The sequence below is a fragment of the Marivita geojedonensis genome (assembly GCF_002115805.1).
GTDB lineage: Bacteria > Pseudomonadota > Alphaproteobacteria > Rhodobacterales > Rhodobacteraceae > Marivita > Marivita geojedonensis.
On record NZ_JFKC01000026.1, the window covers coordinates 27,107 to 46,581 of the forward strand.

At 61.7% G+C, this 19,475-nt stretch carries 23 protein-coding genes; 15 read left to right on the top strand and 8 right to left on the bottom strand.

The window, feature by feature from the left end; all coding sequences use genetic code 11:
- Positions 1-72: 72 nt before the first annotated feature.
- A complete protein-coding gene (gene mscL / locus MGEO_RS18160) occupies positions 73-498 on the top strand; it encodes a large conductance mechanosensitive channel protein MscL (RefSeq protein ID WP_085641026.1) in 426 nt (141 codons plus the stop codon).
- A gap of 470 nt (positions 499-968) precedes the next feature.
- The gene (locus MGEO_RS18165; protein ID WP_146132421.1) at positions 969-1,721 is read left to right on the top strand and encodes a hypothetical protein; all 753 of its coding nucleotides are present in this window, start codon (positions 969-971) and stop codon (positions 1,719-1,721) included.
- Positions 1,722-1,763: 42 nt separating this feature from the next.
- Here MGEO_RS18165 and ald read toward each other — a convergent pair whose 3' ends face one another.
- Positions 1,764-2,885 (bottom strand): alanine dehydrogenase, encoded by a 1,122-nt coding sequence (gene ald / locus MGEO_RS18170; protein ID WP_085641030.1) that lies wholly within the window; start codon positions 2,883-2,885, stop codon positions 1,764-1,766.
- A 136-nt stretch (positions 2,886-3,021) separates the two neighbouring features.
- Here ald and MGEO_RS18175 point away from each other — a divergent pair, with 136 nt between their 5' ends.
- Positions 3,022-3,480: an Lrp/AsnC family transcriptional regulator gene (locus MGEO_RS18175; RefSeq protein WP_085641032.1), complete on the top strand. Its 459-nt coding sequence runs from the start codon at positions 3,022-3,024 to the stop codon at positions 3,478-3,480.
- Between the two features lie 139 nt (positions 3,481-3,619).
- Positions 3,620-4,054 carry an FKBP-type peptidyl-prolyl cis-trans isomerase gene (locus MGEO_RS18180; protein ID WP_085641034.1) on the top strand — a complete coding sequence of 145 codons (435 nt, stop codon included), beginning with the start codon at positions 3,620-3,622 and terminating at the stop codon, positions 4,052-4,054.
- Between the two features lie 91 nt (positions 4,055-4,145).
- On the opposite strand, the gene metG is transcribed toward MGEO_RS18180, so the two are convergent.
- The 4 genes from metG to MGEO_RS18200 form a co-directional block, all read right to left on the bottom strand.
- Positions 4,146-5,864: a methionine--tRNA ligase gene (metG, locus tag MGEO_RS18185; protein WP_085641036.1), complete on the bottom strand. Its 1,719-nt coding sequence runs from the start codon at positions 5,862-5,864 to the stop codon at positions 4,146-4,148.
- A 70-nt stretch (positions 5,865-5,934) separates the two neighbouring features.
- A complete protein-coding gene (locus MGEO_RS18190; protein WP_085641038.1) occupies positions 5,935-7,155 on the bottom strand; it encodes an MFS transporter in 1,221 nt (406 codons plus the stop codon).
- A 90-nt stretch (positions 7,156-7,245) separates the two neighbouring features.
- A complete protein-coding gene (locus MGEO_RS18195; RefSeq protein WP_085641040.1) occupies positions 7,246-7,722 on the bottom strand; it encodes a hypothetical protein in 477 nt (158 codons plus the stop codon).
- Entirely contained in the window at positions 7,712-8,395 is a 684-nt protein-coding gene (locus tag MGEO_RS18200) for an ImuA family protein (protein ID WP_198948124.1), read from the bottom strand. The genes MGEO_RS18195 and MGEO_RS18200 overlap by 11 nt, the downstream gene beginning before the upstream one ends.
- A gap of 128 nt (positions 8,396-8,523) precedes the next feature.
- On the opposite strand from MGEO_RS18200, the gene modA reads away from it, so the two are divergent.
- Genes modA through MGEO_RS18225 form a run of 5 tightly spaced genes read left to right on the top strand, consistent with a single transcriptional unit; the run spans position 8,524 to position 13,308 of the window.
- Positions 8,524-9,297, top strand: a complete 774-nt coding sequence (gene modA, locus MGEO_RS18205; RefSeq protein WP_085641042.1) for a molybdate ABC transporter substrate-binding protein — start codon at positions 8,524-8,526, stop codon at positions 9,295-9,297.
- The gene (gene modB, locus MGEO_RS18210; protein ID WP_085641043.1) at positions 9,294-9,992 is read left to right on the top strand and encodes a molybdate ABC transporter permease subunit; all 699 of its coding nucleotides are present in this window, start codon (positions 9,294-9,296) and stop codon (positions 9,990-9,992) included. The genes modA and modB overlap by 4 nt, the downstream gene beginning before the upstream one ends.
- Positions 9,989-11,086, top strand: a complete 1,098-nt coding sequence (gene modC, locus MGEO_RS18215) for a molybdenum ABC transporter ATP-binding protein (protein WP_085641045.1) — start codon at positions 9,989-9,991, stop codon at positions 11,084-11,086. The genes modB and modC overlap by 4 nt, the downstream gene beginning before the upstream one ends.
- A gap of 39 nt (positions 11,087-11,125) precedes the next feature.
- Positions 11,126-12,169: an aldo/keto reductase gene (locus tag MGEO_RS18220; protein ID WP_085641047.1), complete on the top strand. Its 1,044-nt coding sequence runs from the start codon at positions 11,126-11,128 to the stop codon at positions 12,167-12,169.
- Between the two features lie 8 nt (positions 12,170-12,177).
- Positions 12,178-13,308: a CaiB/BaiF CoA transferase family protein gene (locus MGEO_RS18225; protein ID WP_085641049.1), complete on the top strand. Its 1,131-nt coding sequence runs from the start codon at positions 12,178-12,180 to the stop codon at positions 13,306-13,308.
- Positions 13,309-13,311: 3 nt separating this feature from the next.
- Here MGEO_RS18225 and MGEO_RS18230 read toward each other — a convergent pair whose 3' ends face one another.
- Positions 13,312-14,160, bottom strand: a complete 849-nt coding sequence (locus tag MGEO_RS18230; protein WP_233139993.1) for a helix-turn-helix domain-containing protein — start codon at positions 14,158-14,160, stop codon at positions 13,312-13,314.
- Between the two features lie 79 nt (positions 14,161-14,239).
- Between MGEO_RS18230 and MGEO_RS18235 the strand changes: the two genes are divergently transcribed.
- Positions 14,240-15,214: a fatty acid desaturase gene (locus tag MGEO_RS18235; protein ID WP_233139995.1), complete on the top strand. Its 975-nt coding sequence runs from the start codon at positions 14,240-14,242 to the stop codon at positions 15,212-15,214.
- Positions 15,215-15,233: 19 nt separating this feature from the next.
- Positions 15,234-16,136, top strand: coding sequence for a DMT family transporter (locus MGEO_RS18240; protein ID WP_085641053.1), 903 nt, complete (start codon positions 15,234-15,236; stop codon positions 16,134-16,136).
- Positions 16,137-16,139: 3 nt separating this feature from the next.
- Here MGEO_RS18240 and MGEO_RS18245 read toward each other — a convergent pair whose 3' ends face one another.
- Positions 16,140-16,847 (bottom strand): NUDIX hydrolase, encoded by a 708-nt coding sequence (locus MGEO_RS18245; protein WP_085641055.1) that lies wholly within the window; start codon positions 16,845-16,847, stop codon positions 16,140-16,142.
- 28 nt (positions 16,848-16,875) lie between these two features.
- Entirely contained in the window at positions 16,876-17,271 is a 396-nt protein-coding gene (locus tag MGEO_RS18250; RefSeq protein ID WP_085641057.1) for a DUF983 domain-containing protein, read from the bottom strand.
- Between the two features lie 235 nt (positions 17,272-17,506).
- Between MGEO_RS18250 and MGEO_RS18255 the strand changes: the two genes are divergently transcribed.
- The 4 genes from MGEO_RS18255 (at position 17,507) to MGEO_RS18270 (ending at position 19,473) form a co-directional block, all read left to right on the top strand.
- Positions 17,507-17,989 (top strand): EF-hand domain-containing protein, encoded by a 483-nt coding sequence (locus MGEO_RS18255; protein WP_085641059.1) that lies wholly within the window; start codon positions 17,507-17,509, stop codon positions 17,987-17,989.
- An 84-nt stretch (positions 17,990-18,073) separates the two neighbouring features.
- Positions 18,074-18,673, top strand: a complete 600-nt coding sequence (locus MGEO_RS18260) for a sigma-70 family RNA polymerase sigma factor (protein WP_085641061.1) — start codon at positions 18,074-18,076, stop codon at positions 18,671-18,673.
- On the top strand, positions 18,648-18,989 hold the full coding sequence (locus MGEO_RS18265; protein WP_085641063.1) for a hypothetical protein: 342 nt from the start codon (positions 18,648-18,650) through the stop codon (positions 18,987-18,989). Before MGEO_RS18260 ends, MGEO_RS18265 begins: the two co-directional genes overlap by 26 nt.
- 1 nt (position 18,990) lies before the next feature.
- Positions 18,991-19,473 (top strand): periplasmic heavy metal sensor, encoded by a 483-nt coding sequence (locus MGEO_RS18270; RefSeq protein ID WP_158091049.1) that lies wholly within the window; start codon positions 18,991-18,993, stop codon positions 19,471-19,473.
- Positions 19,474-19,475 lie beyond the last annotated feature (2 nt).

Genomic DNA, 19,475 nt, shown 5'->3' on the forward strand with positions numbered 1-19,475 from the left:
CCGTGGCAATGCTATCAAAAATGCAGCCACGGCCTTTCGCGCCGCGGGCGGCCAACACGAGGGAACAGCGTAATGATTCAAGAATTCAAGGACTTCATCGCCAAAGGCAATGTCATGGACATGGCCGTGGGGATCATCATAGGTGCGGCGTTTACGGCAATTGTGACGTCGCTTGTCGGTGACCTGATCAACCCGATTATCGCGCTTTTTACGGGCGGGATTGATTTCTCGGGTTGGTTCTACACCCTTGACGGCAGCGAACATGCGTCGCTTGCCGCCGCGCAGGAAGCCGGTGCTCCTGTCTTCGCGATCGGGAACTTCATCATGGCGGTGATCAACTTCCTGATCATTGCGTTCGTCGTGTTCCTGCTGGTCAAGATGGTCAACCGGATCAAGGCAGCCGCCGAGCAACCGGAAGAACCGGCAGCAGAAGAACCGGCTGGGCCGTCCGAACTGGATGTCCTGCTGGAAATCCGTGACGCCCTGAAAAAGGGATAAGCCGAACACACAGAGCGTCCCTTGAGTGGGACGCTCTGTTGCCATGTGGTTGCGGCGAAAGATCTACCCCGAGCCGACGATGTGCCAACCCATTCTGGTATGACATGCGCATCCGAGCGGGCGCTTTTCTTGCTCGCATATTTCTTCCCACGAACGCGCATTGACAGAAAAATCGCAGTCACCGATGCTTGGGTACGGTGGCGGTCGTCCCGTTCAGGCCGCCGGGTTTTCGAGACGCGGCGTGTCGAAGGAGGGCAAACAAGGTGTTTCCAGCCAGACCGCCTCGGCAAAATCCGCAACTCTGCCAAGCCTGCCGCCAGCCTTTTCTTGAAGAGGACGAGCTGGGCTTCGATTTCTGCGGGCGCAGTGCATGTCTGACGCGCCGGCAACTTGAGCGCCCCGAGCTGAACCAGTTGCGGCAAGCTCGCGAAGCCCGGTGGCTTGAAGTGACACAGCGGCGGACTGCCCCCTTGTTGGATGCAGTGCTGTCTCGCTTGGAAACACCTGCTTCAGAGGCGGTGACCGGGTTGGTCCCATTTGTGGATCGTCCTCTTGTCCCTCTGCCCGCAGACAGGCGCGCCTCATTCGAGACGCATCTCCGGCAGGTCGTTGACAACAGTTTCACTGAAACGCCCGAAGGATCTGAGCCGCTGCCGCCAAAGGATGACCCGGACTACGCCCAACGCGCAGCAGACGAGGCCGAGGAACCCTCTGTCCTGAACGCCGCCTGCATTGCCTGCCGTGGGGATTGCTGCCTTCCCGGCGGGACCCATCACGCGTTTCTGTCAGCGAGGACCATTGACCGGTTCCGCTGGCGGCACCCCTCGGCACGTGCCAAAGACGTGATCTCGTACTACCTTGCTGCGCTGCCGGATGAGAGCGTTCAAGGCAGCTGCGTGTATCATGGAGCGTTCGGCTGCACGCTGAAACGCGAAGACCGTTCGTCCATCTGCAACACGTTTTTGTGCTGGTTTCGACGTGAGTTGGACAAGGACCATGCCAGGAAACCGGGATACGGCGAGGTTGTGGTGGCGATCGCCAGAACTCATACGCAACGGCAGGAGGAAGATGCGCCCTGTGTCCGGGTCGTGTCAGTCGCTGAGGACGGCGTACTCACGGAACATACGGACCTGAAACTGCCCGCTCTGTCGGATGTGGAGCTTGCGCCTTTTCACGCGGCACTCTCTGCCGTTCATACCGTGAAAGAGGAGCGAAAAAGGTAAGCGGCGCCCCGACAAGGGGCACCGCCCAGAAGTGGTTTTCGATCAGGCAGCTTTCAGTGCAGCCTGAGGTTCGATCACATCAAGGCCCAGAGCAGCGCCAACCGCGTCATAGGTCAACTTGCCCGCGTGGACGTTAAGGCCCGCCAGCAGGTGCGGATCTTCGGCGCAGGCCTTTTGCCAACCCTTGTCGGCCAGAGCCAGCATGAACGGCATCGTCGCATTGCCAAGCGCAATGGTCGAGGTGCGGGCAACGGCACCGGGCATGTTGGCCACGCAGTAATGCATGATGCCATCGACCTCGTAGATGGGGTTCTCATGCGTGGTGGCCTTCGATGTCTCGAAGCAGCCGCCCTGATCGATGGCAACGTCCACCAGCGCCGATCCCGGTTTCATGGTGGCAAGGTCTGCACGGCTGACCAGTTTCGGTGCAGCAGCGCCGGGGATGAGCACGGCACCGACAACCATGTCGGCGGTGGTGATCATTTCGGCAATATTCGCCTGGCTGGCGTAGCGTGTGCGGAAGGTGCTTCCGAACACGTCGTCAAGATAGCGCATGCGCGGCAAGGAGCGGTCCAGCACTGTCACGTCTGCGCCCATGCCAGCAGCTACGCGGGCTGCATGAGTGCCGACGACGCCGCCGCCGATCACGACGACCTGTGCGGGGCCAACCCCCGGCACGCCGCCCATCAGAACGCCACGGCCGCCGTTGGCTTTTTGTAGCGTCCAGGCACCCATCTGCGGTGCGAGTTTGCCGGCAACCTCGGACATCGGGGCCAGAAGGGGCAGGCCGCCATTGCGGTCTGTCACGGTTTCGTAAGCGATGGCGGTGCAGCCCGAAGCGAGCAGGTCACGGGTCTGCTCCGGGTCCGGCGCAAGGTGCAGATAGGTGAAGAGCAACTGGCCTTCCCGCAGCATCTTGCGCTCGATCGCCTGGGGTTCCTTGACCTTGACGATCATGTCGGCGGTGGCAAACACTTCTTCTGCGGTATCGATGATCTGCGCGCCAGCGGCGGTATAGGCCGCGTCGTCAAATCCTGCGCCGATGCCAGCACCTTTCTGGATCAGAACGGTGTGGCCATGCGCGATGGCTTCCTGAGCCGCGCTCGGAGTGACGCCGACGCGGAATTCCTGGGGTTTGATCTCGGTTGGGCATCCGATTTTCATGACTGTCTCCTCCGACTCTGTCTGAAAGAAGGATGCGCCATTCTGCCTGCAATTTCGTATGGATTTTTGGCGGGAGACACGCCATTTTACGAAGACCCTTCGAAGAAAAGGGCAAATTTCGAAAGGAACTTGCGTCATGTCTCTGGACGATACCGATCGACGGATTCTGAGGGTACTGCAGCGGAAGGGCCGCATTTCGAATGCTGAACTGGCCGAGTCGGTTCATCTGTCGGCCTCGGCGTGTCATCGGCGGGTGCAGCGCCTCGAAGCCGATGGTTACATCCGTGATTACGTTGCATTGCTGAACGCGCGCAAGCTGGGGATGCCGACCACTGTTTTCGTCGAGATCAAACTCAGCAGTCAGGCGGATGATCTGCTGGAAGCTTTCGAAAAAGCGGTGGCGCGCGTGCCGGACGTTCTCGAGTGTCATCTGATGGCGGGGACTGCGGATTACATCCTCAAGATCGTTGCCGAAGACACCGAGGATTTCGCCCGCATTCACCGTCAGTATCTGACCCGGTTGCCGGGTGTTGCGCAGATGCAAAGTTCGTTCGCGCTGCGTACCGTGTTCAAGACAACCGCGCTACCGGTGTAGCGTGTGAGTGGCTGGGCGGTCGTGGGCTGAAGACGTCTGTTTGCGCCTCGGCGGCAAAGACGGTAGGCTCTCCGCGTACACCGGAGAACCCGCCTGAGATGCGGCCTCCCACACTCATCCCCCGACATACGGAGACTTCATGACCCAGGTTAAAACGGGCGACACCGTTTCTATTCACTATACCGGTACGCTTTCGGACGGTTCGACCTTCGACAGTTCTGCGGGCCGCGCGCCTTTGGAATTCACAGTGGGCGCAGGCCAGATCATTCCCGGCCTCGATCAGGCGATCCCCGGCATGGCGGTGGGCGACACCAAGACTGTTCAGGTTCCGGCAGATCAGGCCTATGGTCAACGTGACCCCAACGCCCAGCAGGCCGTGCCCCGCGCCGACATCCCCGCCGACATTCCGCTCGAGCCGGGCACGCAGCTTCAGATGCAGACGCCAAGCGGGCAGGTCGTTCCCGTCATGGTCGCCGAAGTGACCGAGACCGAAGTCACGCTGGATGCGAACCACCCGCTGGCAGGCAAGGACCTTACCTTCGACGTGGAACTGGTCGAGATCAAAGCGGCCTGAGATTTGGTCTGATCGGCAGAGCCGATCAGACAGAGGCGAGGGGCTCTGCCCCTCGCGCTCCCCGAGGTATTTTTGCCCGAAGAAGCAGGCGTCAGGTGCGGACCCCGGCAAAGCGCTCCTGCCAGCCGGAGCGTTCCTCATCGCTGATCTTGCGGAACGTCACGTCGGGCACCGAGAAACTGTGCCCCTCCGGCAGTGCGGCGACAGCGGACGCCACATCCGTTGGCCAGCCAGCGTCTTCGGCGTGCATCGCCGTCAACAGCTGTGCCGAGGCGTCCGGGATGAACGGGCTGGAGATCGCCGCGTAGAAGCGGATGAGGTTGAGCGCGATACGGATTTGCATTGCAGCCGTGTCGGGGTCGTCCTTGAAGGTGGTCCAGGGGGCCACGTCCTGCAGATATTCGTTGCCCAGTACCCACAGGGCGCGGAGCGCCGCTGCAGATTTGCGGACCTCGATGGCGTCCATGTGGGTTTCATACTCGCGCAGACCCTTTTCCAGATCTGCGATCAACTGTGCTTCTCGTGCGCCGGGTGTGCCTCCGGCGGGAACCTCTTCGCTGAATTTTGAGCGACAGAACTTGGTCACGCGGCTGGCGAAGTTGCCGAGCACGTCCGCGAGGTCCTTGTTCACCGACCCCTGGAAATTCTCCCAGGTGAATTCACTGTCCGAGCTTTCGGGTGCGTGGCTGAGCAGCCACCAGCGCCAGTAATCGGCAGGCAGAATTTCCAGCGCCTGATCCATGAAGACCCCGCGTCCCTGCGAGGTCGAGAACTGGCCACCATCGTAATTCAGGTAGTTGAACGACTTGATATAGTCGACGAGCTTCCAGTCTTCGCCCGACCCGAGGATTGTCGCCGGGAAGCTCAGCGTGTGGAAGGGCACGTTGTCCTTGCCCATGAACTGGGTGTAGCGCACGTCGTCCGCGCCCTTGTCGGTCCGCCACCAGCGTTCCCAGTCGGCATCGGTTTTGCCATTGGCTTCGGCCCACTCACCTGCGCAGGCAATGTACTCGATGGGCGCATCGAACCAGACATAGAAGACCTTGCCTTCCATCCCGGGCCAGTCTTCTTCGCCTTTCTTCACCGGGATGCCCCAGTCCAGATCGCGGGTGATGCCCCGGTCCTGCAATCCGTCGCCGTCGTTGAGCCATTTCTTTGCGATGGAGGTGGTCAGCACCGGCCAGTCGGTCTTGCTGTCGATCCATTCCTGCAGCTTGCCGCGCATGTCGGACTGGCGCAGGTAAAGGTGCTTTGTTTCGCGCACCTCTAGGTCGGTCGAACCGGAAATGGCCGAGCGGGGCTCAATCAGATCGGTGGGGTCGAGCTGCTTGGTGCAGTTCTCGCATTGGTCGCCGCGCGCTTTGTCATAGCCGCAGTTCGGGCAGGTGCCCTCGATATAGCGGTCGGGAAGAAAGCGTTTGTCGGCATGGCTGTAGACCTGCTTTTCGCTGACTTCGCGGATCAGTCCGGCGTCGGCCAGCCGGCCTGCGAGGTGCTGGGTCAGCTTGTGGTTCTGTGGGCTGGATGAACGCCCGAAATGGTCGAAGCTCAGGCGGAAGCCCTTGGCGATCTCGGCCTGAACGGTGTGCATCTCGGCGCAATACTCCGCCACCGGCTTGCCGGCCTTTGCTGCGGCCAACTCGGCCGGTGTGCCGTGTTCATCGGTGGCGCACAGGAACATCACCTCATGACCGCGGGCACGGAGGTACCGCGCATACAGGTCCGCAGGCAACTGGCTGCCCACGAGGTTTCCGAGGTGCTTGATCCCGTTGATATAGGGGATTGCCGACGTGATGAGATGCCGTGCCATGTCCTATGCGCCTGCTTTGTCACTGAGGTTTGCGCCGCTTTAGCGGATCATCGCCGTAAGTGCCAGAGGATCAGTCCTTTTCGCGGCTGGACTTCATCAGGCGCCCGATGAGGAACGAGGTGCGCGGCGCATAGACATAAGGCGTCTTTGGGTGGCTGGGACGTGCGCGCATCCGGATCAGGCCGAAGACCACGAGGACCGCGTGTCCGACGGCGATCATCGCAAAGAGTGCGGGCGGCCCGAAGCGTCCCATCAGAACCGAAGCAAGGTAAGGCGCGGCAATCGCGCCGCAGGCGTACCAGAACATCAGTGCGGCAGAGAGTTCGACCCGTTCGCTGGAACTTGCGAAGTCATGGGCGTGAGCGGCTGCGACGGAGTAGATCGGGAATGTTGTCAGGCCAAAGATCATCGCCGTGATGAAGACGCCCGATGTTGGCAGGTCGGTCAAAGAGGCGGTCATCACGCACGAAGCGATTGCCGCGACCGACAGCCAGATCAGCACCCAGCGCCGGTCATATTTGTCGGCCAACCAGCCGACCGGGTACTGCGCCAGGGCGCCCCCCGCAACGAAAGCCGCCATGAAAAGCGCAATCTGGTCGAGTGCGAGGCCGACACCTTGTCCGTAGACCGGACCCACCATGCGGAACGATGCTGACGAGATCGCGGCCACGATGACCCCGGCCGCCGCCAAAGGGGAGCGCGCCACGGCCAGCATGGGGCGCAGGCGCGGCGCGTCGGGGGTCTCGGGCTGGGGCCGGGTGGTCAGGGCCAGCGGAAGCAGGGCGGCGCAGCAGAAGATCGCAAGCAGGTTGTAGCTGACATAGGCTGCCGGTGTCAGCACGCCGATAAGCAGTTGCGCCACAAGCGACGCGCCCATATCGGCGATCCGGTAAAGCCCCATAGCGCGGCCGCGGGTTTCGTTTGTGACCTCGGCCTGAAGCCAGGCTTCGATCACGGTGTAGCACCCCGCAACGCAGATGCCAGTCGCCACGCGCATAAGCGCCCAGGCCACCGGGTCAGGCAGCATCATGTGACCGATCAAACCGATCGCCCCAAGCACCGTAAAGGCGGAAAACGCCCTTGCATGGCCGACCGTGCCCATCAGGCGCGGCGCCCACCAGCAGCCGATGAAGAAGCCGACGAAATGCGCCGATCCAAGCATCCCGATTTCGGCGGTCGTGAATCCCAGCGTTATTCCGGAAATGGCGTCGAGCGGTCCAACGCCTCCGGAGGAAAGCTGCAAGAGGGCAACCGACAGAAACAGGGCGGCGAAGGAGAGGGGTAGACGCATTTGGTTTTTACAACCCCGATAGGCGGGTTAAGTCCACTGTTTATCCGACGTGATCGGTCGTTTTCCGTTCTTTGGTGCGGTTGGGTCTGCTCAGTTCAGTGTGTATTTGTCGAGAACCTCGTCCACCATGACGTAGGTTTGCGGCATGAATCGACCCTTCGGTTTCGTTTCGATCCACCATGCCCGCGCGCCTTTGGTGTTCAGCAAATCACGCAAAAGGCTATGGATTGCACCGTCCATCCCGACAAGCTTTGTGGGAATGGTGTCGTTGTGCTTTGCGAAGTTGCCGATGATGTGGATGCCCTGTTCGAGATACATTCCGAAGGCGCGTTTTTCGGCTGGCGTGAGCGCGTCGTAGTCTTTTTCTGCGCGCTCCAGAAATTCCGAGAATTCGATATTGTTGCTCAAGCCTTTGAAGTTGCTGAGGCTTTCAAGCAAGTCTCGCCAGTTGGCGAGCTCGGATTGTTTTCGGTTTTGGCGCATTTCATAGGCCAGAAAGACCAGCGACAGGATCACACCAAGCGCGGCAAGGAGGTCTGCCACCGGGGCAAGCTGGCTAAGCGACATGTGGGTGCTCCTTTTGGCTTAAGGTAGAGTAATCCTCATTGTCGGGTAAAGCGGCTGATGTCTCGGCTGCAGAAATACAGGGGGCGAGATCAGACGGACGGACCGTCATAAGCCAATCGCGAGGCGGGGCCATGCGGGCGCGCAGGCGGCTCAGGGTCCAGTGGCCCGCGCCTTTGTGATGGGCGGGGTTCAGTGCCCAGCGGGTTTCTATCCCCGGTGCGCCGCCCTGATCCGGGGTGAGCAGGAGCGCCAATGGGCGACAGACCCCGGCCCCGCATCCGGCTTCGGACGCCAGATGCAGGCGCCGCACGGGGACCATGCCGGGCGGGGCGGGCAGATCGGCAATAACGACCGGCGCATGACCATCGCGCAGCGCCTCTTCCATCGCCCAGAGCAGCAGGTCGCGCTTCGGAGCCGTCGCAAAGAGGATATGGCCAGGATTGATCCAGTCCGCGATGGCATCTGCGCACAGAACATCCGACACGCCCTGCGGCGTGATCCAGACCACCGGCCCTTGCGTCTGCGCCGCAATCGCCAGAGCCAGCGTTCGGCGGGCAGATCCGCAGAGTTCATGTACCCGGCCCAGGCGCAGCCCGATTTCGGCATCCCCAAGAGTGATAGCGGGCGCAGGGCGGTGTGGCCGGCGTGACAGCAGAGTGGCGGCAGAGTGCATGGACTCATTTTATATGTTCACTTTTTGTTCGCAAGAGATTCGTCGCACCCCGTGCGCTTTCCCTTGCCTCGGGTCAGAGCTATTGGTCTGGTGCCTCAAAGAGTTGCACATAGTATGGACCGGTGTTCATGATCCCTCTTCTGCGCGCGACGGTGCTGTTGACGTGGCTTTGCGTGCCTGCAAAAGCTGCGGAACTGACCGTATTCGCAGCCGCCTCGTTGGGGGATGCGATGGCCGATCTGGCCTCCGGATGGGAGGCGGAGACCGGGCAGACGGTGACGCTTGTGCTCGCGGGCAGCTCGACACTGGCCCGTCAGATCGACGCCGGCGCGCCGGCAGACGTGTTCGTGTCTGCGAATGGCGAATGGATGGACTGGCTGGCCGAGGCGGGACGGGTCCTGCCGGACAGCAGGGTTGATATCGCGGCGAACCGGCTGGTGCTGATTGCGCATGACCCGTCAGTGCAATCCGCTGGGGATGTGACCACGGGCACCGATCTTCCAGGGATGCTGGGCGCTGACGGGCGGTTGGCAATTGCGCTGCCCGAAGCGGTGCCTGCCGGGATCTACGCAAAGACAGCCCTGATGAAGTTGGGTCTTTGGGAGGCTGTTGCGCACCGCCTCGCTCCCACCGACAACGTGCGCGCGGCCCTTGCGTTGGTGGCGCTCGGAGAGGCGCCGCTGGGAGTGGTCTATTCGACCGACGCGCGGGCGGAACCGCGTGTTGTGGTGGCCGGGCAGTTCTCTGAAGACACCCACCCGCCGATCCGCTATCCCGCTGCTGTTGTCAGCGACAGCCCCGCACCCGATACGGCGGCGGCGTTTGTTCAATGGTTGACCAGTGAGGACGCAGAAGTGGTCCTTGAAAGCCACGGTTTTCTGAAGCCGGGTCCGGGCGAATGACGGATTGGCTGGGCCCCGAGGAATGGGAAGCAGTGGCGCTGTCCCTGAAAGTGTCGTTCTGGGCGACACTTCTGAGCCTGCCCTTCGGATTGCTCTGCGCACTGGCGCTGGCACGCGGGCGGTTCCTTGGGCGTGACGTCCTGAACTGGCTGGTGCATCTGCCTTTGGTGTTGCCGCCGGTGGTGACCGGGTACCTATTGCTTCTGAGCTTCGGGCGGCGCGGTCCCGTCGGATCGGTGCTCCATGACCTGTTCGGGATCACTTTGGCGTTTCAGTGGACCGGAGCGGCGCTGGCCGCGTCCATCATGGCGTTCCCGCTGATGGTTCGGGCGATGCGGCTGGCGATCGAGGCGGTCGATCCGAAGCTTGAAGAGGCCGCAGCGACACTTGGGGCAGACCGCTTCACCGTGTTTCGGACGGTGACCCTGCCGCTGATCCTTCCGGGGATCATCGCGGGTGCCGTATTGGCGTTCGCAAAGGCGATGGGCGAGTTCGGCGCAACGATCACCTTCGTATCGAACATCCCCGGTGAAACCAGAACGGTCCCGTCGGCGATATACGCCTTCCTTCAGGTCCCGGGCGGAGAAAGTGCGGCGCTGCGGTTGGTTGTCGTGGCGGTCGTCATCGCAATCGGCGCGCTGGTCTTGTCCGAATGGCTGTCGCGCCGGGTCGCAAGGCGGATTTCGGGAACATGAGTCTGTCTGTCGATATCCGACGCGGGCTGGGCGGGTTTCACCTGCAGACGCAGTTCGAAGCGCCAGACGGTGTTACCGTCCTGTTTGGGCGGTCGGGCAGCGGAAAGACCACCGTTGTCAAATCCATCGCCGGGCTGGTCACGCCAGAGCAAGGGCGGATTGCGGTGGGGGGGCGTGTCCTGTTTGACCGCTCGGGTGGTGTCGATGTTCCGGTTCACAAAAGGCGGTTGGGATATGTGTTTCAGGACAGTCGCCTCTTCCCGCATCTGAGCGTCCGGGACAATTTGGCCTATGCAGCACGGGCCAGCGGTCGCGGTACGCGCGATCCGGGCGAGGTCGGACAGCTGCTGGGCATTTCGCATTTGTTCGACAGACGGACACATTCCCTGTCCGGCGGCGAGGCGCAACGCGTGGCGATTGGACGGGCGCTCTTGTCCGAGCCGGACATGCTGCTGATGGATGAACCGCTGGCATCACTCGACGGACCGCGCAAAGCCGAGATCCTGCCCTATCTCGAGACCCTGCGCCGCGAAACCGGTCTGTCGATCCTATATGTCACCCACAACATGGCCGAGGTGGCCCGCCTTGCCACCCATATCGTGCTGATCGACGAGGGGCGCGTTGTCCGCTCCGGCGTACCCGAGGAGGTTCTGACCGACCCGGATATGGTTCGCCTCTTGGGCATTCGCGATGCCGGTGCAGTTTTGTCCGCAACCGTTGCGGCGCATCCTGATGATGGACTGACGGAACTCACCGTCTCCGGCGGTCGGCTCTATCTGCCCTCCGTCGAAGCGCCTGTCGGGACCCAACTGCGGGTGCGTATTCTTGCGCAGGATGTGATTCTGGCCCGAACCCGGCCCGAGCAGATTTCCGCGTTGAACGTGCTTCCGGTCAAAGTGCTGACTGTCCGGCGCGGCGAAGGGCCCGGGGTGATCGTTCAGGTGCAGGCGGGGCAGGACCGTTTGCTGGCCCGTATCACGCGGCGCAGTGCGGATGCTCTGAATATCGTGGAAGGCACCGACTGCTTCGCGGTGATGAAATCGCTCGCCGTGTCGCAGACGGATATCGCAGTCGGCTTGCAGAGCGGGCTGTAGCCGCTACCTTGCGCGCAACTGACTGTGAAGGAACGCGCGATGAAGATGAACACACTGGGCAGGACCGACCTTGTTGTTTCGGAGCTGTGCCTCGGCACGATGACATTCGGAAATCAGACGCCCGAAGCCGATGCCCATCGGCAGATGGAAATGGCGCTTGATGCCGGGATCAACTTTCTCGATGCGGCAGAGATGTACCCGGTCAATCCCGTTGCAAAGGAAACGATCGGTCTGACCGAGGAAATTCTCGGAAACTGGTTTGCAAAGACAGGCCGTCGCAACGAATGGATCGTCGCCACCAAACACTCGGGTGAAGGGATGCAGTACGTGCGTGACGGTGCGCCCATCACCAGCGAGTCCGTTCCCGAAGCAGTCGAAGGGTCGCTGAAGCGGCTTAAGGTGGATCACATCGATCTGTACCAGCTCCACTGGCCAAACCGGGGGTCCTATATGTTCCGGCAAAACTGGACCTTCGATCCCACGAAACAGGATCGGGCAGCAACTTTGCAGAACATGGCGGATGTCCTCGGCGCATTGGGCCGCGAAATCGAAAAGGGGCGCATCCGGCATATTGGCCTGTCCAATGAAAGCGCATGGGGCACGGCGATGTGGCTGCGGGTGGCCGAGGCCATGGCCGGACCGCGGATGGAAAGCATACAGAACGAGTATTCCCTGATGTGCCGCCTGGCGGATACCGACCTTGCGGAACTCATGGTCAATGAAGAGGTGTCGCTCTTGCCGTTTTCGCCGTTGGCGGCGGGCCTGCTGACCGGCAAGTACCAGAACGGTGCGGTACCGGAGGGATCGCGCATGTCTCTCAACGGCAACCTTGGGGGCCGCAAGACTGACCGCGCCTTCGAGGCGGTGGACGCTTACGCCAAGGTGGCAAAAGACGCTGGGCTCGATCTGACCCTGATGGCGCTGGCATGGTCCGCACAGCGGCCTTTCGTGGCCTCCTCGATCTTTGGTGCGACAACTTCGGAACAGCTTGAGCATCTGCTCAAGGCGTCTGACATGACGCTGGCCGACGACGTAATGGCGGCACTGGACGCAACGCACAAACTGCATCCGATGCCCTACTAGGCCAGTCGATGACAGATGCGCCGCTGACAGGTTTCCGTATTCTCGAGGTCGAAGGCATCGGCCCCGGTCCGTTTGCCGCGATGATGCTGGCGGATCTGGGGGCCGATGTGATCGTTGTGCATCGTCCCCGCTCCGGCCCTGTGGCGGGCCTCAGGGAGCGGCCGGTGACGGACCGCGGCAAGCGGTCCATCGTGCTTGATCTCAAGAACGAAGCGGATCGCAAGGACTTCCTCAAACTGGTCGATGGCGCTGACGGTCTTATCGAGGGCTTTCGTCCCGGTGTCATGGAACGCCTCGGGCTTGGGCCGGAAGCATGCCATGCCGTAAACCCGCGCCTTGTCTATGGTCGGATGACGGGGTGGGGGCAGACCGGTCCGATGGCGCATCAGGCGGGGCATGATCTGAACTACATCTCGCTTGCGGGAGCGCTTTGGTCGTCCGCCACCGGAGATGCACGCCCAACCGCTTCGCCGACCCTTGTCGGGGACATCGGCGGGGGTGCGCTTTACCTTGTGGCGGGTATGCTCTCAGGGCTGCTTGCCGCCGGACGCACGGGACGGGGGACCGTAGTGGATGCCGCGATCTGTGACGGCGCGGCGCACATGCAGAACCTGTTGCAGTCAATTGACGGCGGCGTGGATGATGGCCCGTCGGCGGTGGAAAATCCGCTTGTCGGAGCGCACTGGTCCCGGACCTATTGCTGCGCAGATGGGCGGTACATGAGTGTTCAGTGTCTCGAGCCGAAGTTTTACGCTCAATTCCTCGAAATACTGGATCTGGCAGCTGACGCGGATTTCGCAGAACGCCAATTCGACGCGTCGGCCTGGCCGCGATTGTCGGCCCGGTTGGAAAGGCTGTTCGCGGGGAAGGATTCGGCATATTGGACCGAACGTTTTGAAGGTACCGATGCCTGCGTCGCGCCCGTGCTGAGCCCCCGCGAGGCGTTTTTACATCCTCATAATGCCGCTCGACAGACATGGCATGACACGGCGGATGGGCTTCAGGCTGCGGCAGCGCCGCGCTTTGATGGTCTTCCGTCCCGAACCCCGGCTGAGATCCGTGACAGGGGGGCGGATACGGAGACCATTCGATCCGCGCTGGCTCAGGGGAGCGGGTGGCCTGACACGCCCGAAGCGTGAGGCTCAGCCAAGCTTCGCGCGCAGTTTCTCGAGGTGATCCGGGAAACCGCGCGCGGTGATTTGCGCCTCACGCACCAGATGGTCGAAATGGTCGGAAAAAGCCCTGACCCGCTGGCTGTCACGGAACGCGAGGTAGTTGCGCCCGACATAGATGACCGAGAGCAGCGGCCCGAACACGGTGATGGGTGCCGAAAAGAGCTGCCGCGCATCGAAAAGGTAGAGGCGCATCCGGGGGTAAAGCGACACGGTCAGGTCCTGCCAGTGTTCGATCTGTTTGCGCCTGATCTCTAATGGGAGTCCGGCATAATAGCCGGTGCCATCGGCAAAACTCTGCACCTCAAAGGACGGCATGGCGATTTCATAGTCGGATGCGGACTGGCGCATCCATGCGAGCCGATTGGCAGATGCCGTTATTGCCTGTGCGGCTGTGCGGCCCAGATGCGGCCCGTATTCCCAGTGCAGGACGTCGTTGGTCTTGAGCATATCCGGCAGCGCTGCCGGAACATGCCGGATCTTGTACCCTTCCGCCTCGCGGTGCCAATCGTAGATCTGCTGATCCACCAGAGCGCGGGGCGCGTCCGTCAGGGTCAGTGCGCTTGCCATCAGATCCGTGGCGCTCTCGGGGTGTTCGGACAGTCCGAGCAACCAGTCGGCGGACACACCAAGGGCCGTTGCGCAGGCCCCGACCACATGCGCGTTCGGGAGGCGGGCTGCGTCATCCCTGAGAAGCTGTGAGATCGTGGAGCGGTCAACACCCGTCTCGCGCGCCAGGGCACTTTGATTGGTGCCGGCCCGTCGGATCGCAATGATCAGACGTGTGCGAAACAGATCGGCGCGCAGTCGTTTGTCCATGTCAAAAAGTACCGGATGGTGACAAAAATCACCATACATGATCTTTGTGCACTATTCCCCAAATTCTTGCCCTGACGTCTTGGCGATAGATTTTGCGTCGGACGCCACGGAAGACGAGAATATGACCAAAGCGCATCTGCCGCGCGCAGCGGACCTCCGCAGACCAGCAGAATGGCCGACGCTTCTGATGCTTGGCGCAACCTATGGGCTTTGGGGACTTGCGACCGTTTGGGTTGCCGCATGGTCAGTACCCCTCGCGATTGTTCTCGCGGCGCTCGCCGGTGCGCAGCATTCATCCCTGAGTCATGAGGCGCTCCATGGGCATCCGACCCGCAGCCCGTTCCTGAACGCGCTGTTGGTTTTTCCCGCCCTGTCGCTTGTCGTTCCTTACCTGCGGTTTCGCGACACGCATCTTGCACATCACTGTGACGAAACGCTGACCGACCCCTATGATGATCCCGAGACGAATTACCTCGATCCAAAGGTTTGGGCGGGGTTGCCGAAATGGCGGCAGTCCGTTTGCCGTTTCAACAACACCCTTGCCGGACGTCTGCTCATCGGTCCTGTTCTGGGTCAGATCAGCTTCATGCAGGCAGATTGGAAATTGATCCGCTCAGGCGATCGTCGTGTTCTTCTTGGATGGGTGTTGCACATTCCCGCTGCAGCGATCGTCGTCCTGTGGGTGGCCACAGTGGCCACTCTGCCGATCTGGGCATGGCTGCTGTCCGTTTATGTGTCGCTCTCGCTGCTCAAACTGCGCACTTATCTTGAACATCATGCGCATGACCGGTCTTCCGCCCGAACCGCCATTGTTGAGGATCGCGGCCTTTTCGCGCTGCTTTTCCTGCATAACAACCTGCATGTCGTCCACCACGCGCATCCCGGCGTGCCATGGTACGCGCTGCCGGGGTTGTACCGCGACCGGCGCGAGGACTACCTCGCTACAAACGAAGGGTACCGCTATGGCACCTACGGAGAGATCGCCCGGCGGTTTCTGTTCCGGGCGAAAGATCCGGTACCGCATCCACTTTACCGGGATGGACAACAAGGCTGAGCTGACGCCATAGAGGCGCATGGAGCTTTGGATACTCGCAAGCGTCGCCGCGGCGCTTTTTCAGACCGTGCGGTTCATGCTGCAGAAGGTGCTCAGCATCGATGTGCTGAGTACCGCAGGGTCGACCTTTGCCCGTTTCGCCTACGCCGCTCCAGCTGCCCTTGTGGTTATGGCGGTCTACCTCTGGGCGCAGGGCAGTCCTGTGCCTGTCCTCGACGGGTGGTTCTGGTTCTATGCATGGTTGGGCGCAATTTCACAGATCCTCGCCACGATCTGCGTCGTTGCCTTGTTTCGGCAACGCAATTTTGCAGTCGGCATCACGTTCAAGAAGACCGAGGTGATCCAGACGGCCATCGTCGGTGTTGCATTCTTCGGAGCCGAAATTTCGCTGGCGGGGTGGGGTGCGATCCTGATTGGTCTGATCGGCGTTCTTCTGCTGTCGCGGACGCCCGGTCTGGAACTGGGAGTGTGGAAGAGCCTGTCCAGCCGCGCAACCGTTTTGGGGCTGACCTCGGGGTTCTTTTTTGCCTTCTCTGGCACTGGATACCGGGCGGCGTCGCTTCAGATCGACAGTGAGGATGCTTTGCTTCGCGCCGGGGTGACGCTGGTCTGTGTGACGGCCTCACAATTCATTGGTATGGCTCTCTGGCTGCGTTGGCGTGAACCCGGTCAGCTGACCGCTGTTTGGCGGGCGCGGCGGGTGGCCGTCTGGGTCGGTTTGACCTCGATGGCTGGGTCGCTGGGATGGTTCACGGCGTTTACGCTACAAACCGCCGCCTATGTTCAGGCCGTCGGTCAGATCGAGCTGATCTTTTCGCTTCTGGCGTCGGTCCTGTTCTTCCGCGAGACTGTGACCTCCCGCGAACTGATCGGGATCGGATTTCTCGCGCTCTCGATCCTGACCTTCATTCTGGTGATCTGACTTCTAGTCCGGCAGGGGCCGCCCATAGAGCCTCAGAAACAGGCTTTCTTCGTCATCGTTGCGGAAGAACGGAACCGACGCGGGCGGCGTTGGATCAGCAGCGCGTGCGGCAACTTCGGCCAGAACAACTTCCGTTATGAACGGCAGATCGAAACCGCGCACCTCATCGAGTGAGATCCACTGAAGATGGGCAAGTTCGTCGGATGCGGCCGAGAAATCGTCGGGATCGCTCGTCAGGTCATCGGCATCCAGCAAGAAGAATCGTGCGTCGAACCTGCGCGGGCGCCCCGGTGGGGTGATGGCGCGAAAGACGAACTGCAATGGCGCCGCGTTCGGAAGGTGCCCTCCGCTGGCAAAGTCTTCCCAACCCTTTGGGGGAGTCGTACCCCACGTTCCGGGCTGTCCAAGCACTTGCCCGGTTTCCTCCCAAAGCTCCCGGATGGCGGCCGCAGCAAGCGCGGGCGCGCGGTCGATGGGCGCGTCATCGGTCAACCGGCTTGCGCAGAGCGGAGAGAGCGGCTTGGCAAAAGGGACATGCGCGTCCTCTGCATCTACCGCCCCACCGGGGAAGACGAATTTATTCGGCATGAACGCGGCTTTGGCGCCGCGCTGCCCCATCAGCACACTGGGCCTGTGATCCCGGTCCCGCAGGACAATCACTGTCGCTGCATCGCGGATCGCAGTCTTGTCGGTCGTTGTTGTGTCGCTCACACCTGCGCCCCCTGTCGCCACGAAAGGGTCAGGCGGCTGAATCTGCAAACCCGTGCATGTGGCGTGACCATTGGAACGCCACGATCGCCCCTTTCAATCTTGGCAGAAGGTAAAGCGTCAGCGCGACGCAGCCAACCGCGAAGATGGTGAAAAGGACAAGCGGTTCGGGGCGGAAATTCACGAACACGATGTGCAGAAGCGGTGCCATCAGGTGCCCGACGATCAGAATCGTCAGATATGCCGGGCCATCATCTGCGCGGTGATGGTGCAATTCCTCGCGGCACACAGGGCATGTGTCGCGCACCTTGAGATACCCGCTCAAAAGCGGGCCGCTGCCACAATTCGGGCATTTGCGCCGCCAGCCCTTACGTACTGCCGGCCACGTCGGACGGTCGTCCTGCGGCGTGGAATGTGATGTCGTCATGTTCGCTCTCCCGCGTGCAAGATGGCGGGCGGTGTTAGCGACGAACAGTCGCCAAACTGTCCTTGCGGCTGGATGTCGCAAATCACGGAACCGTGAACACAAATCCGAATTTTTTGCGACGGAATACCCGGCTGGCCCCGTGAAACGCAGTGGATGCCAAGACGACATGGCTTCGACTTGGCCCACTGTTTGAAAAGATCCGGCGGCGTAGTCCGGACATCGAAAGGAAAACGACATGAGCATGAACAAGCAGGTTTCGACATTGGTGATCGCAGCGCTTCTCGCAACAGGCGCGACCACGACATTTGCGCACGAAAACGGTGCCCGTGATGAGCGCCGGACAGAGATGTTCGCAGAGCTCGACACAAACGGTGATGGCAGCGTGTCGGCAGAAGAATTTGCCAACCGCGCGACCCCATTTGCACGGGCGGACGCAGACGGGGACGGCTTTTTGACAGCCGAGGAAATCGCCGCGATGGGTCAGGAGCGCTCTGCGCAACGGGCAGAACGGATGATCGCCCGTTTCGACACGAACGAGGACGGAAAGATTTCGGAAGAAGAAATGACCTCGCGTCGCGATCCGGCCCGGATGTTCGAGCGGCTGGACGCCAATGACGATGGCGTCGTCAGCGCCGATGAGTTCGCGGATGCCCGCATGGGCAAGCAGGGCGGCAAGCGCGGAGGCCATTCGGGCTCCAAGCGCCACGGCGACCGCTGATCATGTGAACCTGCCCCGCGTGTTGCAGGTGCATTGCGCGGGGCAGATGATAGACTGGACCGGAAATCGTAATCGCGCGGTGGAATGACCCAGAGCCAGACCGATCCTGCTGCCGAGGCGGCTTTGCTTGAGGCTTATGCCGCCGGGGATGCCGCTGCGGCGCGGACTCTTGCCAGCACCTACACGCCGTTGGTCTTTGCCCATGCATTCCGTATGCTCAATGACCGTGCCGAGGCCGAAGACGTGGCGCAGGACGCGATGCTGCGGCTGTGGCGTCAGGCGCCGGGATGGGACGCACAGGGCGGCGCGTCGGTGCGGACATGGCTTTACCGGGTGACGGCGAATCTCTGCATCGATCGGCTGCGCAAAGCGCGACCAGACGGATTGCCAGAGGACCTTGAGATTGCAGATGGTGGTCTGGGAGCCGAGGAACAGATGCAGGATGAGGCACGTCGTTTGGCATTGCAGGATGCGCTGATGCAATTGCCGGATCGGCAGCGACAGGCGGTCGTGCTGCGTCATATCGAAGGTTTGGGCAACATGGAAATTGCCCAGATCATGGACATCGGGCCACGCGCGGTTGAAAGTCTGACCGCCCGCGGCAAACGGGCACTGACTGCGCTTCTGAGCGGCCAGCGCAAAGACTTGGGGTATACAGATGACACAGTCCAGACCTCCTACTGACGATCTGCTCGAGGCCGCGTTTGCGGACGCGCGTCACGCGGTTCCGGACCTTCCGGAGGGCCTGATGGAACGGGTTCTCTCCGACGCGATGGCCGAGATGCCGGTTACGAACAAGCAACCGCTCTGGCGGCAGGTGATCGGTACGCTTGGTGGCTGGCCTGCGATGGCAGGTCTTGCAATGACGGCCTGCGTCGGGGTCTGGGCCGGTGGCACGCTGACCGATGATCTCATGCTGGGACTGACACCACTCGACAGCGCGGCGTTCGAAACGGGCGCAGGCCTCGGGGCGTTCGACCTCTTACTGGTGGATGGCTGAGATGACCGAGACACCAAAACAGAAGACACCGTTCTGGATGCGCCTGACACTGTTCCTGTCGCTGGCCGCGAACCTGCTGATCGCCGGTGCCGTGGTCGGGTTTCTGATCACCGGAGGGCCGGACAAACGGGCCGACCGGGATCGCACGGATGTCGGATCGATCTTTACAAAAGAACTGAGCGAGGAAGACCGCCGGACACTGCGGCGCGAGTTCATGTCCGGGCTTGAGCGGCAGGGCCGGGATCGGGGGGCGGTCTTGGTCGATCTGCGGGCAACGCTGGATACACTTCGCGCGACCCCGTTTGACCCGGACGCCTTTGTCCAGGCGATGGCCGAGCAGTCTGATCGCCGGGCGCGCCGCGAGGACATGGGGCGTCAGATACTTGCGCAGCGTATTGCCTCCATGAGCGATCGCGCCCGTGAGGCCTACGCGGATCGGATCGAAGACCGACTGGACAGGTTGGAACGCCGTATTGAGCGCTGAGG